This window comes from Pseudomonas sp. P1_A1, from assembly GCF_056406935.1.
In genome coordinates this window covers 268,340-282,668 of record NZ_JBFTZE010000003.1, presented here as the reverse complement: position 1 = coordinate 282,668, position 14,329 = coordinate 268,340, and the positions used below count along the sequence as shown (strand labels likewise).

General features: G+C 57.7%; 12 protein-coding genes. All 12 read right to left on the bottom strand.

The features are described 5' to 3' along the window. Positions 1–42: 42 nt before the first annotated feature. The 12 genes from AC1D2Q_RS06425 to AC1D2Q_RS06370 all read right to left on the bottom strand — a co-directional run bounded on the left by AC1D2Q_RS06425 (position 43) and on the right by AC1D2Q_RS06370 (position 14,317). Entirely contained in the window at positions 43–981 is a 939-nt protein-coding gene (locus tag AC1D2Q_RS06425) for a carbohydrate kinase family protein (RefSeq protein WP_477812639.1), read from the bottom strand. 13 nt (positions 982–994) lie between these two features. Then, on the bottom strand, positions 995–2,491 hold the full coding sequence (gene xylB, locus AC1D2Q_RS06420; RefSeq protein ID WP_477812638.1) for a xylulokinase: 1,497 nt from the start codon (positions 2,489–2,491) through the stop codon (positions 995–997). Positions 2,492–2,617: 126 nt separating this feature from the next. Beyond that, positions 2,618–4,093, bottom strand: a complete 1,476-nt coding sequence (locus tag AC1D2Q_RS06415; RefSeq protein ID WP_477812637.1) for a mannitol dehydrogenase family protein — start codon at positions 4,091–4,093, stop codon at positions 2,618–2,620. Between the two features lie 16 nt (positions 4,094–4,109). Further along, positions 4,110–5,213 (bottom strand): ABC transporter ATP-binding protein, encoded by a 1,104-nt coding sequence (locus AC1D2Q_RS06410; protein ID WP_253423609.1) that lies wholly within the window; start codon positions 5,211–5,213, stop codon positions 4,110–4,112. Between the two features lie 32 nt (positions 5,214–5,245). Next, entirely contained in the window at positions 5,246–6,076 is an 831-nt protein-coding gene (locus tag AC1D2Q_RS06405) for a carbohydrate ABC transporter permease (RefSeq protein ID WP_285415522.1), read from the bottom strand. Between the two features lie 10 nt (positions 6,077–6,086). Then, the gene (locus AC1D2Q_RS06400; protein ID WP_477812636.1) at positions 6,087–7,016 is read right to left on the bottom strand and encodes a carbohydrate ABC transporter permease; all 930 of its coding nucleotides are present in this window, start codon (positions 7,014–7,016) and stop codon (positions 6,087–6,089) included. A 184-nt stretch (positions 7,017–7,200) separates the two neighbouring features. Beyond that, on the bottom strand, positions 7,201–8,511 hold the full coding sequence (locus AC1D2Q_RS06395; protein WP_477812635.1) for an ABC transporter substrate-binding protein: 1,311 nt from the start codon (positions 8,509–8,511) through the stop codon (positions 7,201–7,203). A 326-nt stretch (positions 8,512–8,837) separates the two neighbouring features. Continuing rightward, positions 8,838–9,743: a helix-turn-helix domain-containing protein gene (locus tag AC1D2Q_RS06390; RefSeq protein ID WP_477812634.1), complete on the bottom strand. Its 906-nt coding sequence runs from the start codon at positions 9,741–9,743 to the stop codon at positions 8,838–8,840. Between the two features lie 81 nt (positions 9,744–9,824). Then, positions 9,825–10,712: a phosphatidylinositol-specific phospholipase C domain-containing protein gene (locus AC1D2Q_RS06385; RefSeq protein ID WP_477812633.1), complete on the bottom strand. Its 888-nt coding sequence runs from the start codon at positions 10,710–10,712 to the stop codon at positions 9,825–9,827. 189 nt (positions 10,713–10,901) lie between these two features. Continuing rightward, positions 10,902–11,768: a phosphatidylinositol-specific phospholipase C domain-containing protein gene (locus AC1D2Q_RS06380; RefSeq protein ID WP_477812632.1), complete on the bottom strand. Its 867-nt coding sequence runs from the start codon at positions 11,766–11,768 to the stop codon at positions 10,902–10,904. A 149-nt stretch (positions 11,769–11,917) separates the two neighbouring features. Next, positions 11,918–13,213 carry a glycosyltransferase gene (locus tag AC1D2Q_RS06375; protein ID WP_477812631.1) on the bottom strand — a complete coding sequence of 432 codons (1,296 nt, stop codon included), beginning with the start codon at positions 13,211–13,213 and terminating at the stop codon, positions 11,918–11,920. A gap of 147 nt (positions 13,214–13,360) precedes the next feature. After that, positions 13,361–14,317, bottom strand: coding sequence for a hypothetical protein (locus tag AC1D2Q_RS06370; protein ID WP_477812630.1), 957 nt, complete (start codon positions 14,315–14,317; stop codon positions 13,361–13,363). Positions 14,318–14,329: the final 12 nt, after the last annotated feature.

Below are 14,329 nucleotides of genomic sequence, written 5' to 3'. Positions count from 1 at the left end.
ATCAGGACCTGCCATAGCAGAGGAGGTATGGGGGCGTGTATTTCAGCTCAACTGCCGCCGATACGGCAAATCCGGCCCGGTCTTGCTGCAGGTCAACGCTGCAGCGCTCACCGCAAACCTGAGCATCCCGTCAATCTGCTCACGGCTGAGCCGCTGCACACCCTCGACCGAATCCAGCTGCTGCTCGGTCAGCCAGGTAATCAGCGCCGCCTGGAAGGTATCGCCAGCCCCAACGGTGTCGGCAATCTTCACCGAACAGGCCGGCACCGACCATGTGCCATGAGCCCGGCTGAACACCGTCGCCCCCTGACCGCCACGGGTCAGGAACACCAGCTGACAGCGATGCTCCAGCCAGCCTTCGATCACGCGCTGCGGATCCTGCTCGGGATACAACAGGCTCAAATCTTCGTCGCTGACCTTGATCAGGTCGGCAAGCTCCACCAGGGTGGCGATCCGTGAACGCCATAACTCGATGTTCGGCTCGGGATTCAGGCGCACGTTCGGGTCGAGGCTGATCAGGCGTTTGCCGCTTTCACGCTGTACCAGCGCCAGCAAGGTATCGGCAATCGGTTGCACCACCAGCGAGAACGAGCCAATGTGCAAGCCGCGCACTTCAGGCCCCAGTGCTGGCAGGTGCTCCAGTTTCAATTGCCGGTCAGCGCAGCCTTCGCCACGAAAGCTGTAGTGGGGCGAGCCATTGGCTCCGACCGCCACCATCGCCAGCGTGGTCGGCGCGGCGAAGTCCACGAGATAGTCCGGGCGCACGCCTTCATTCTGCAGCACTTGCTGCAAGCGGCGGCCGAGGTAATCGGTCGACAGGCCAGCAAACAGCGCGGCATCCACGCCCAAGCGGCGCAAACCCACCGCCACATTGAACGGCGAGCCGCCAGCAATTGCCTTGAAATTCACTTTGGACGCCAGGCCGCTGGCATCGTCTTCGCTGAAGAAATCGAATAGCGCTTCACCACACACCAGATACATAGTTGCTCGCTCTTTAAAGGGTTGCGACATGCTGTTGATAGCGTTCGTAGGCCTGCTGACAGGCCTGTACATTTTCTGCAATCGGCAGGGTTTCACTGGCCAGGTCTAGCTTCACGCAGCGCTCGCACAAGTCCGCCAGGCTGTCTTCGTGGCCGTTTGCCCAAGACTTGCACCACGCCGCTTGAATCGCTGCGCCAAGCGCCGCGGCCTCGCTGTGTTCGGTACAAATCACCGGCGTGTGCATGATGTCGGCGACGATCTGCCGCCACACCGGGCTCTTTGAGCCGCCGCCGGTCAGGCAGATGCTGCGGCTTTGTAAGCCATTGTGGCGCAGCAGGTCCAGCCCGTAACGCAAACCGAAGGTGGTGCCTTCCACCACGGCGCGGCACAGGTTGGCCCGGGTCAGGTTGGTCATGGTCAACCCCAGCAGGCTGCCGCTGGCATGGGGCAGGGCGGGAACGCGTTCGCCATTGAGGAACGGCAGCATGCACACGCCTTCAGCACCAATCGGCGCGTGTTCGACCAAGGCGTTGAACTGCTCGATATCCAGTTCGAACAACTCGCGAATCGCGCCGGTGGCATTGGTCAGGTTCATGGTGCAGATCAGCGGCAACCAGCCGCCGCTGGAGGAACAGAACGTTGCCACCGAGGCGTCCGGACTGACGTGCGCCTGCTCGGCATAGGCGTAGACCGTCCCCGAAGAGCCGAGGCTCATGGTGATCGCGCCGGGCTTGATGTTGCCGGTGCCGATCGCGCCCATCATGTTGTCGCCACCGCCGCTGGAGACCAGGGCCTTGGGGTTGATGCCCAGGTGCTCGGCGATGCCTGGCAGGATCGTACCGACCGGCTGGTGGGCATCGATCAGCTCCGGGAGCGCGGCTTGCAGGCGCCCGCTGGTGTCGATGTCGCGCAGCAGTTGCAAGTCCCACTGACGCGTGCGCACGTTGAAATAACCGGTGCCCGAGGCGTCGCCGTACTCGCTGCAACTGAGGCCGGTGAGCCAATAGTTGAGGTAGTCATGGGGCAGCAGGATGCGGGCGATCCGGGCGAAAATTTCCGGGTGCTGTTCTTTGGTCCAGAGCAGCTTGGACACGGTGTAGCCCGGCGCGATAACGATGCCGAGGCGTTCCAGGGAGCCTTTTTCACCGTCTAGATGAGCCAGTAGACGATCATTCTCCGGGGTGGATTCGGTATCGCACCAGAGCTTGGCCGGGCGCAGTACCTGGCCGTGATCGTCGAGCAGCACCAGGCCATGTTGCTGGCCGGAAACGCCGATGCCGAGAATGGCCTGACCATCGACATCCGCGGCGAGCAACGCGCGACGGGTGGCTTGGGTAAAGGCTTCCAGCCACTGGGCGGTGTCCTGCTCGCGACGGCCATTGGGGCCGCTGATGAGGCTGTGGACAGCAGCGCCCTGACCGAGGACCTGACCGCTGTGTGCGTCGAGGATCACGGCCTTGGTGCCTTGGGTGCCGCAGTCGATGCCCAGGAATAGTTGTTGGTTTGCCATGGAAACACCCTACCGAAGATTGTTCCCACGCTCTGCGTGGGAATGCATCAATGGACGCTCCGCGTCCGCTTCTGGATGGGACGCGGAGCGTCCCGGGCTGCATTCCCACGCAGAGCGTGGGAATGATCAGACGGCCAGCACTCGTTCGAGCGTCTGCGTCACGCCAACCTCGCGCAAGCTGTTACAGCACCACTCGAACGCCGCGACGAACTCTGGCGAACGCGCAATCGCCGTGCCGAAAATGTCCTCGACCTCCAGCAGCCGCTGGGTGATCAATGCATCATCGGCCACCAGCGCCTGACAGAACGCCGCCCGCGGATCCGGAATTGCATAGGTCTGACCGTTCTCATCCACGCCTTTGAGGTACAGCGCCCAGGCCGCCACCACCAGCGCCGCACGTTTGGTCTCGCGGCCATCGGCGATCAAGCGGTTGAGGGTCGGCACGGTGAATTTCGGAAACTTCGACGAACCGTCCGAACACACCCGCTCCAGCTGATCGGCAATCGCCTGATTGGAGAAGCGCGCCACCAGGGTGTTTTTGTACTCGGTCAAATCGATGCCCGGCACCGGCGCCAGTTGCGGCGTCACGTCCAGGTCCATGTAGGCGCGCATGTAGCGCACGAACAGCGGGTCGTTCATGGTTTCGTGAACGAAACGGTAACCCTTCAAGAACCCCAGGTAGGTCAGGGCCAGGTGACTGCCGTTGAGCAGTTTGATCTTCATCTCTTCGTAAGGCGTGACGTCGTCGGTGAACTGCACGCCGACCTTTTCCCAGGCCGGGCGACCGTTGACGAATTTGTCTTCCAGCACCCACTGCACAAACGGTTCGCAGACCACTGGCCAGGCGTCGTCGATGCTGTGTTTGTCGTGCAGTTGCAGACGATGTTCGGTGCTGGTCATCGGTGTGATGCGGTCGACCATGGCGTTGGGGAAGCTGACGTTGCGCTCGATCCAGTCGCGCAGGTCGGCATCGCACAGGCTGGCGAATGCGAGCAAGGCTTTGCGGGTCACCGCGCCGTTGTGTGGCAGGTTATCGCAGGACATCAGCGTGAACGCGGGCGTGCCGGCTGCACGCCGTTTGGCCAGCGCGGCGCAGAGGAAGCCGAACACGGTTGTCGGTGCGTTCGGATTGGCCAGGTCGTGCTGGATCTGTGGCAGATGCGCCATGAACTCGCCGTTGCTGTCGTCGATGCAGTAGCCGCCCTCGGTGATGGTCAGCGAGACGATGCGGATCTCGGGGCTGGCCAGTTTGTCGATCAGCGCTTCGGCGCTGTCTTCGGCCAGCAGCATGTCGCGGATGGCGCCGATGACCCGCACTTCGGTGTCGTCGGTATCGCCGAGTTCAAACAAGGTGAACAGGTAATCCTGTTCTTTGAGATCGTCCCGGGCACGACCGTCTTCGGCGCGCAGGCCAACCCCGCAGATGGCCCAGTCCAGTGCTTCGCCGGTGTTCATCAAGGCGTCGGTGTAGTACGCCTGATGTGCTCGGTGGAAACCGCCGACGCCAATGTGCGCGATGCCCTGGCGGGTGTCGCTCAGGGTGTAGGCGGGCAGGGCCACTTCGGGGGCGAGGCGGTTGAGGTTGGACTTATTCAGTTTCATCGCATCTTCTCTGATATCAGGCTGCGGCGCGCAGTGGACGGGTTAGCGCCACGCCGTCGGCATCGAATAAATGGCAGTGTTCGGCGTCCAGGTGCAGGCTCAGGGTTTCGCCATAACGGCTGGCCAGATCACCGCGAACGCGCATGGTCAGCGCTTCGCCGGACGACGTCAGCACATGGCAGAAGGTGTCGCTGCCCAAGCGTTCGCTGACATCGGCGGTGACTTGCAACGTGCAGTCGCCAGGTTGCGCCAACTCCAGGTGTTCCGGGCGAATGCCCAGCGTTACCGCACCGCCGACGCTCAGGTTGGCAGCGCTCAGTGGCAGGGTGATGCGGGTGCCGGCGTCCAGCAGCACTTCGCAGCCCCGGCTTTCAACACGGGTGACTTTGCCTTTGAGGAAGCCCATTTTCGGTGTGCCGAGAAAGCCTGCGACAAACAGGTTGGCCGGCTGGTGATACAGGTCCAGTGGCGAACCGACCTGCTCGATCTTACCGCCATTGAGCACGACGACTTTGTCGGCCATGGTCATGGCTTCGACCTGATCGTGGGTCACGTAGATCATGGTGGCTTGCAGTTCTTTGTGCAGGCGCAACAGTTCCAGGCGCATCTGCACCCGCAGGGCGGCGTCGAGGTTGGACAGCGGTTCGTCGAACAGGAAGATTTTCGGGTTACGCACGATGGCCCGGCCGATCGCCACGCGCTGACGCTGACCGCCGGACAGCTGTTTCGGTTTTCGTTCGAGCATCGGCCCGAGCTCCAGGATGCGCGCTGCTTCGCCGACCTTCTTCTCGACTTCGGCTTTCGCGACACCGGCCAGGTCGAGGGCGAAGGACATGTTTTTACGCACGCTCATGTGCGGGTACAGGGCGTAGGTCTGGAACACCATCGCCAGGTCGCGCTTGGCCGGGCTGACTTCGGTGATGTCGCGGCCATCGAGTTCGATGGTGCCGCCGCTGACTTCTTCAAGGCCGGCGATCAGCCGCAGCAGGGTGGACTTGCCGCAACCCGACGGGCCGACGAACACCACGAATTCCTTGTCGTTCACTTCCAGGTCGATGCCTTTGATGATGGAAAAACCTTCGAAGCCTTTTTGCAGATTTTTGATTTTCAGGTTGGCCATGATGGCGCTCCTTTATGTTTATTCTTTGAGGGCTATTTCACGGCGCCAAACGACAGGCCGCGGACCAGCTGTTTCTGGCTGATCCAGCCGAAGATCAGGATCGGCGCGCAAGCCAGGGTCGACACCGCCGACAACTTGGCCCAGAACAAACCTTCGGGGCTTGAGTAAGAGGCGATCAGTGCGGTCAGTGGCGCGGCTTTGGACGAGGTCAGGTTCAGCGACCAGAATGCCTCGTTCCAGCACAGGATCAGCGACAGCAACACCGTGGAAGCCAGGCCGCCCTTGGCGATCGGCAGCAGCACCCGGACCATTTCCTGCCATAACGTGGCGCCATCCAGGCGTGCCGCTTCGAGGATGTCCTTGGGAATGTCTTTGAAGTAGGTGTAAATCATCCAGACCACGATCGGCAGGTTGATCAGTGTGTAGATCACGATCAGCGCGATTCGCGTATCCAGCAGGCCAAAGCTCTTGGCCAACAGGTAGATCGGCATCAGCACGCCCACCGGCGGCAGCATCTTGGTGGAGAGCATCCACAGCAACGTGCCTTTGGTGCGCTGGGTTTCGTAGAACGCCATGGAGTAGGCGGCCGGCACCGCAATCAGCAGGCACAATGCCGTGGCGCTGAAGGAAATCACCACCGAGTTCCAGGCGAAGCTGAAGTAATCGCTACGCTCGTTGATGTGCAGGTAGTTCTCCAGCGTCGGCATGAAGATGAACTGCGGCGGCGTGGCGAACGCGTCGATTTCGGTCTTGAAACTGGTCAGCACCATCCAGAAGATCGGGAAGAAAATCACGATCGCGATGGCCCAGGCCAGGGTGCCGAGCAGCAGGCTTTGCAGACGACGGGATTGTTGAAGAGTCATGGCGCGGGCCTCAGGCTTTGTCTGTCAGGTTTTTGCCGATCATGCGCACCAGCACGATGGCCGCGATGTTGGCAATCACCACCGCGATCAAACCACCGGCGGAGGCCATGCCGACGTCGAACTGCACCAGCGCCTGGTTGTAGATCAGGTAGGCGAGGTTGGTCGAGGCGTATCCGGGGCCGCCGTTGGTGGTGGTGAAGATTTCGGCGAACACCGACAGCAGGAAGATGGTTTCGATCATCACCACCACCGCAATCGGCCGCGCCAGATGCGGCAAGGTCAGGTGCCAGAAAATCGCGATCGGGCCGGCACCGTCCAGGCGCGCAGCTTCTTTCTGCTCCTGGTCGAGGGACTGCATGGCGGTCATCAGGATCAGGATCGCGAAGGGCAGCCATTGCCAGGACACAATGATGATGATCGACAGCAGCGGGTAGTGCGCCAGCCAGTCCACCGGCTGCGCGCCGAACAGCTTCCAGATGTAGGCGAGAATCCCCGAGACCGGGTGAAAGATCAGGTTCTTCCAGATCAGCGCACCGACTGTGGGCATGATGAAGAACGGCGAGATCAACATCACCCGCACGATGCCGCGACCGAGAAACTCACTGGCCTCCAGCAATGCGCTGATCAACACGCCGAACACCACGCTGACCAGCAACACACTGCCCACCAGCAACAGGGTGTTGGTAGCGCCGGGCAGGAAACCCGAATCGCTCAGGAAATAGCTGAAGTTCTCCAGTCCCACGAATTCGTTTTCGCCGGGGTAGAGCAGGTTGTAGCGGATCATCGAAAAATAAACGGTCATGCCCAACGGCACGATCATCCACAGCAGCAGCAACGCCACCGAGGGGCTGACCAGAAACCAGCCGGGGTTGGCCAACCGGCTTTTACGCACCGGTTGCGGGATGTCCATGTGAGCTTTGACAGTGGTTGAAGTATTCATGGCGATCAGAACCGATTGGGAACAGACAAATGAAGATCAACTGTAGGGGCGAGACTTGCGTGGCGAGGGGGCTTGCCCCCGTTGGGTCGCGAAGCGGCCCAAAAACACTTTGCGACTGCTTCGCAGCCGAACGGGGGCAAGCCCCCTCGCCACACAAACCTGTTCCCACATGGAGTGCGCGGGGTTACTTGGGATAGCCGGCGCGCTTCATCTCACGTTCGGTGGTTGACTGGGCGGCGGTCAGGGCCTGGTCGACCGTGGTCTGGCCGATCAGCGCCGCTGAGAACAGCTTGCCGACCTGGGTGCCCACGGCCTGGAATTCAGGAATGGTTACCAGTTGGATACCGATGTAGGGCACGGGCTTTTGCGACGGTTGGCTCGGGTCCGCGGCTTTCAGCGATTCCAGCGTCACCTTGGCGAACGGCGCGGCATTCATGTAAGCCTCGGTGTAGGTCGAAGCGCGAGTGCCTGGTGGCACGTTGGCGATGCCGTCCTTTTCCGCGACCAGAGCACCGTATTCCCTGGACGTGGCCCAGGCGCTGAAGGTTTTCGCCGCGTCCTTGGCCTTGGAGCTGGTTGGGATAGCCAGTGCCCAGGAATAGAGCCAGGCCGAACCTTTGTCGGTGACCTGATGCGGTGCGTAAGTAAAGCCCACGTGGTCGCTGACTTTGCTCTGGGTTTTGTCGGTCACGAACGAGCCGGCCACACTAGCATCGACCCAGATCGCGCACTTGCCGCTGTTGAACAGTGCCAGGTTCTCGTTGAAGCCGTTGCTCGATGCGCCAGGCGGGCCGGACTTTTTCATGGTGTCGACGTAGAAATTCAGCGCATTTTTCCACTCGGGGCCGGTGAATTCCGGCTGCCATTTCTCATCGAACCAGCGAGCGCCATAGGCGTTGGCGACAGTGGTGATCAGCGCCATGTTTTCACCCCAGCCAGCCTTGCCCCGAAGGCAGATGCCGTACTGTTCTTTATCTTTATGGGTGAGTTTGCCGGCGAATTCGCCGATCTGTTCCCAGGTCGGGCGTTCCGGCATGGTCAGCCCGGCGTCCTTGAACAGATCGGTGCGGTAATAGGTAATGGAGCTTTCAGCGTAGAACGGCAGGGCGTAGAGCGAACCCTTGACCGAAAGGCCTTCACGCACCGAAGGGAAAACGTCGTCGAGGGCGTAGCTGGCCGGCAAGTTCTTCATTGGTTCCAGCCAACCCTTGGCGCCCCAGAGTGCGGCTTCGTACATGCCGATGGTCAACACATCAAACTGCCCGCCCTGGGTCGCGATGTCGGTGGTCAGACGTTGGCGCAGGACGTTTTCTTCAAGCACCACCCAATTGAGCTTGATGTCCGGATGCTCGGCCTCGAAGGTTTTCGAGAGCTTTTGCATGCGGATCATGTCGCTGTTGTTGACGGTGGCGATGGTCAGGGTCTGAGCGCCGAGGCTGACGCTGCTGAGGGTCATGCAGGTGAGGGCAAGCAGAGCTTTTACAGAAGGTTGCATCGTGCACTCCTTTTCTGCACCCGGGGGTTACAGAAGGACAGTTATTGTTTTTGTGTCTTCCTGCGGAGGGAAGAATGTGCAGCGATTACAGCCTTCAATTGACGGGCTGACAAATCATCCATCGCACTGTGATCGATACTTTTTTGCACTGGTGGACGGTGTGGGAAGCGCAGAGAACGGTGATTTAGCGATTAGCCCTGATTAAATCCGTATAGGTTTAGGGGCGAAAATCAAAAAATCGCGGCCTTCGGCAGCTCCTACGCAAAGAATGCGTTCCCCCTGTAGGAGCTGCCGAAGGCTGCGATCTTTTGATCTGTTGAGGTCTTCTAGCCCAGGTTTTGCTCAGTCAACCGCTGCACCGCCAGCCGCCGATAGTGCGACGGCGTCATGCCCTTGAGCTGCTGAAAACGGCGGTTGAAGTTGGAAATATTGTTGAAGCCCGACTCGAAACACACATCGGTCACCGGTTTGTCGCCATCGGCCAGCAGCTCGCAGGACTTGCTGATGCGCAGGCGATTGACGAATTCGATAAAACAGCGCCCGGTGGCCTGTTTGAACACTCGGCTGAAGTAGGTCGGTGTCAGACCCAGGTGTTCGGCGACTTCTTCCAGCGGCAAATCCCGGGCGTAATGGGCAAAGATGTAATCCACTGCCCGGTTGGTACGGTCGATATTGTGTTCGTCGGCCAACTGCGGCGTCGTGGCACCGGACAGCAACTGGTAGTCATCGGACGCCGCCAGCAACTCCAGCAGAATGAAAAAATGCCCAAGTCGGGTCATGCCCCGGGTGTCGGCAATGCGCTGCATCAAGGTCATGGCCTGGCGGATCGTGCGCTTGCAACGAAATTCGATGCCGTACTGCGCGCGCTCCAGCAAGGGCGCAATTGTCTTGAGTTCGGCGAACACCTGATGGCCGCTTTCGAACAGCTCGTCAGTGAAGTTGACCAGCATGTCGCGCTCGGGCACCACTTCGTCTTCGGCCACCTGGCTGATCCAGTTGTGGGGCAGGTTGGGGCCGGTCAGGAACAGTGTTTCCGGGTAGAAGTTACCGATGTAGTCACCGATGAACACCTTGCCGGAGCTGGCGATGATCAAGTGCAGTTCGTATTCCTTGTGGAAATGCCAGCGCACCAGGGGGCAGGGGAAACCATGCTGACGGTAGATGATGGACAACCCGTTATGGTCGTCCATCAATTCGTAGGAGGGATCGGTAAATCTGGCTGTTCGGGTCATGTCAGGGCGCTTTTTATTGTCATTGCACCCTGATCATGCCTCTTTCCGAGCAGGTAATGCCAGCGTGCAGCACTCCGGGTGTCAAGCCGGCTCCCGATCATGCAAGGCATGGCCGTAAACGGCTTTCATGCTGGTGGCCGTCCAGCAATAACGAACGATCTCTGACTCATCGAAAAAGTCGGTATTGATGATGCTGCAGCGCGTGACCCAGTCCCGGGTGGGATTGAACCAGTCATTGATGTGGTTTTTGATGTCTTGAGGCCCTCCCAGAAACGCGTAGCTGGTGGCCGATAACGACCATAAAAATGTTTCGTATGGCGCGTCTTTGAGTGTGTTGGAAATATGGGTTTTCAAATCCTCGGTGTCGGTAAACCGCCTGTTGACCCACTTGTGTGTAATGCGCGGCCAGAAATAATTCTCATCCAGTTCCCGCCGAACGGGCGCCGCTAATATCAACCGGCGGCGAGTACTGATCCGCTTGAGCTCGCCGATCGTTTTTGTGGCGTTGTCGGGCGGTATTACTCGCTGTCCGAGTTGGCTGACCAGAAGCTCATTGAGTTTCTGATAATCAAAGCGTTTGTTACCGTCCCCTAGTTGATGAAAGTCCAAAACCACAAATTCATCCGGATTACGGTCCAGGAAAGATGAAACTGCGCTGATGAGTTCATCGAGAACTCGATGTGACTGGTATCCATTGTGATGGAAATAGAAAATCGACTGATCAGCACCCTCGGTGTAGCCCAGGCGGATATCGAATGCCCGTGCGCCATTGGACAATTGYCATGCAAATGAACCGTTTTGACACGTCGTCCAGTTGCCGACGACCACCTCATAATTAGGCGCCTGTTTATCCATGCCGGCGTTATGGGCGCCGGGCCAGATAACATCAGTCAGTTTTATACGATCGATGTCGAGGGCATTACTCATCCACTTTTGTTTATCCAGCGTGATTACTGCGTTATGGGTCATGACAGTTCCTTGTCGTAGGCTCGTCCCTTCCATGGAGGGGACGAGGTCCATGTTTCGGGTGTGGCTGCGTGCCATACCTCTATTGCTCGCCTGCGTAGAAAGGCTTTCATGACCCAGCATAGAAGTGCGCGACAGCATTGCCAGTCACGGAAATACTTGCACAAGAAATAAACCGTTAATGGCACAGCGCTAGTTGGCTCGCTTGGCCGCTTTACTCAGGTTCACGGTCAGGCAATATGAAACGATGTTGCTTTCTTCAATGAAGTCGACGTTGATAATGTTGCACCGTGTTGCCCAGTCGCTTTTATTCGGGTCAAACCACGAATTAAGCTCATCGTGAATATCTACCGGACCACCGAGAGCGCTATAACTGGTCGCGGACAGGGACCATGGTGCCCATGTACCTGGCGGGGATTTCAGCACTTTTATAATGTGCTGCTCCAACTCAGCGGCACTGGTGATGCCGTTGCCAGACCATTTGTGCTCGATTTGCTGAATGAACACGTTCTTGTCAATTGCCCAGTGCCAAGGCGCAGCAACCACAACGCGTTGGCTGTCGCTGAGACGTTTGAGTTGGCCGATGCTCAACGAGTGATTTTGGGTGGGAATCAAGCGGTATCCAAGGAAATGGACCATCATCTTATTGAAGTAAGCGTAATCAAAGGTATCCCCATTCAACTCATGAAAGTCCAGGATGATGAATTCATTAGGGTTTTCTTGCAGAAATATTTCTACGTCTTTGACAAGATGTCCAAACGTGCGACCGTTACGGTAGCCGTTGTGATGAATGCAGAACTTGCCGAGCCCCGGCGCACTGGCGTCATACGTCAAACGGATGTCAAGCGCTCGGGAACCGTGGCGCAGTTGCGAGTAAAACGATTCGTGTTGACACGCCAGCCAATGGGCGCCCGGGATCAGCGGCCAGGACGCCTTCCAGTCGCTGCCGGCATTATGGGTGCCAGGTAGTGTCAATTCGGCGAGCGACAAAGTATCAATCGCCGGCGTGGCGGCCATCCAGTTTCTAAGTGCGTAGTTGTTCAGAACAACGTTTTCCATTTAATGCTTCCTTGCATGGTTTGATAGGTGTTATCGGCTGACCGAAGTGAGTGATTGTCACCAACTTCGGTCAATAATTTATAAGGGGAAAAAGAGGGGTGATCAACCGTTGTGATAATGCAGGATATGTGTGTTTAGTTGTGCGTAACTTAAACGGGGTTTCGGTTTTTTGCCTCAATCCATTGCGCCATGTATTGCGTACTTTTGTGCTGGTGATGACGCAACATGCTACCGGTAAAATTATCGCGTCTAAGTTGCGGCAAGTGCTGTTGGCAGTACAACAGTTTCTCGATCAATGCCGGGCCATGTTCCGACGTTTTATATCGATCGGCCAGCAACCTCTGCCCGTGGGATTGGGCCTGCGTCCAAAGCGCTTCATCCGTGTACAGCCGCACCGCACAGTCAGCCACTTCCCGTGCCGTGCGGGCCACGGCACCAGGCCAGGGATGATTGCCGTGCATTGCTTCGGCGCCGATGGGTGTCGTCACCGTGGGAGTGCCACACAACATGGCGTCGACAATCTTGCCTTTGATGCCTGCACCGAAGCGAAGCGGCGCCAGGCATACACGTGCCGCCGACATCACCTGCAACGCATCTTCCGCCCAGTTCATGACATGAAAACCCTGGGCCGGGTTGTGTAGCGCGGTGGCTTTGGGCGGTGTGTAAGCGCCATAGATATGCAACTGGGCCGTGGGCAGTTGCTCGCGGATCAACGGCCAGATGGCCGTTTTCATCCATAGCACCGCATCCCAGTTCGGTGCATGTCGAAAGTTGCCGATACTCAGAAAGTGCGCCCGGCCCGCAAAGGTTGTCGGAGGCACGCTCGGCGGTTCAACCATCAGCGGACACCAATGCAGCAAGTTGCGGGGCATTTTGAACTGCTCGACCAGCAATTCGATTTCCACTTCAGAGATCATCAGGTTCAAGTCGCAACGATACAGCGCAGCAATCTCCCGTTTGGCCAGATCGGTATCAGCCATCAATTCGAACTCTTCACGCAACGCCGGTGCGAACAGGTCGCTGAAATCATTGTTGTCGTCACTGGCCTTCAAGCGATCCTTGAGGCGATGATGCCGGGCGTGCCGCAAGCTTTGCAGATCCGACGTCTCAAGGACACGCAGGGCATCGGGACAGTGCTTCTCTACACGCCAGCCAAACTGTTCTTCCATCATGAACTGGTCGAACAGCACGATGTCCGGAGCAAGTTCACTGACGAAGTCGTCGAAACTGCTGTTGTTCAATTCAATCGGAATTTCACGAATGCCCAACGCCGCCAGATCAGCCCGATGTTCGCCGGTGCCGGCCGGGCTACTGAAGGTGACGTCCCAGCCTTGCTGCAAGAATGTCTCAAGGATTTGCATGACGTGCCCACCGGCCGCTGAAGAACGGGGCTCGGGCCAGACGTAACCAATGACCAGGACTTTGGTTGCGTTGAGCTGACTCATGACAGTGTTCCTTGGTGTAGGCGAGGGGGGACGAAGAAAAGGCCGCAATTAAACCACAGGAACAGGGTCCAGCGAGATTGCGGCCGTTTGCTCGAATCCTATGGGATCATAGGATTCATTTTCACAGACGTTTCAGTCCCCGAGCATTTAGTCGAATGAAGACAGATTCACAATTACCGCTTCTTTGATGTACTTATCCTTGGCAACAGCGTTGTACTTGTTCTTCATCTGGACGAGATTGTCGAGAGAGCGGGGGTAATTGACTGACCGCTGATTCAATAATGCGACTGCCAGTGCATAAGAATCTATATCAGTTGGCAATTTGTGGATTTTTGCCGCTTTGCTCAAACTGTTGATGTGATCGGTAAAGTCCAGTCTCGCGGGTTGTGCCAGCAGACCTTCTGTTTGCACAAGTGCCGCCAGTTGAGGGTTCTCCCTGCATTCACCGTACAAGGTGAACAGTTCATAACAATACAACCGGCCTTCATAATTCGAGCACATCACGACGCCATAGCGACCCGTGGCTTCATCTTTGGCTTTCTGTTTTTCCTGAAGAAACAAATCGGGACGCTGGATGATGGCAACCGAGGGGCGGATAGTGAAGAAAGTGACTTCACTGCACAACAAGCGAACCCGGTCAGTCGGCGGTAATGCCGATAAAGCCAGATTGACAATACTGGCCATCGCTTTTTCCAATGGCGCATAAGCCTGGTTAAAACGACGTTTGAAAATCCCCTCTGTAGAGACCAGATTAGGCACAAGGTGCGGAAATCTCTGGTAGATACTGGTGCCTTTTTTCAAATCCCAGTTCAGTGTCCCCAGATGGTTGGACATGTTGAGCTCTACCATGGACATGGCTAATGGTTCGAAGTTGTTGAACTCGTGGTAACTCCGTTGATTTTCGTAGAGTATTTTTTCCTCGATGAAATCGCAGTCCGGCACGATCTGCTCAAGTATCTCCCGGGAAATCGCTTTTCGGCTGGGCAGTGGGGTCGATAACGTGGCGACTGCTTGCGAATAGACATCCGCAAACCTCTGATAAGCCTCAATGGCACGATTGCCAGAACCTTTATAGTCACTGATCACCTGCTCAAGAGTAATCACGTTGTTCAGCAG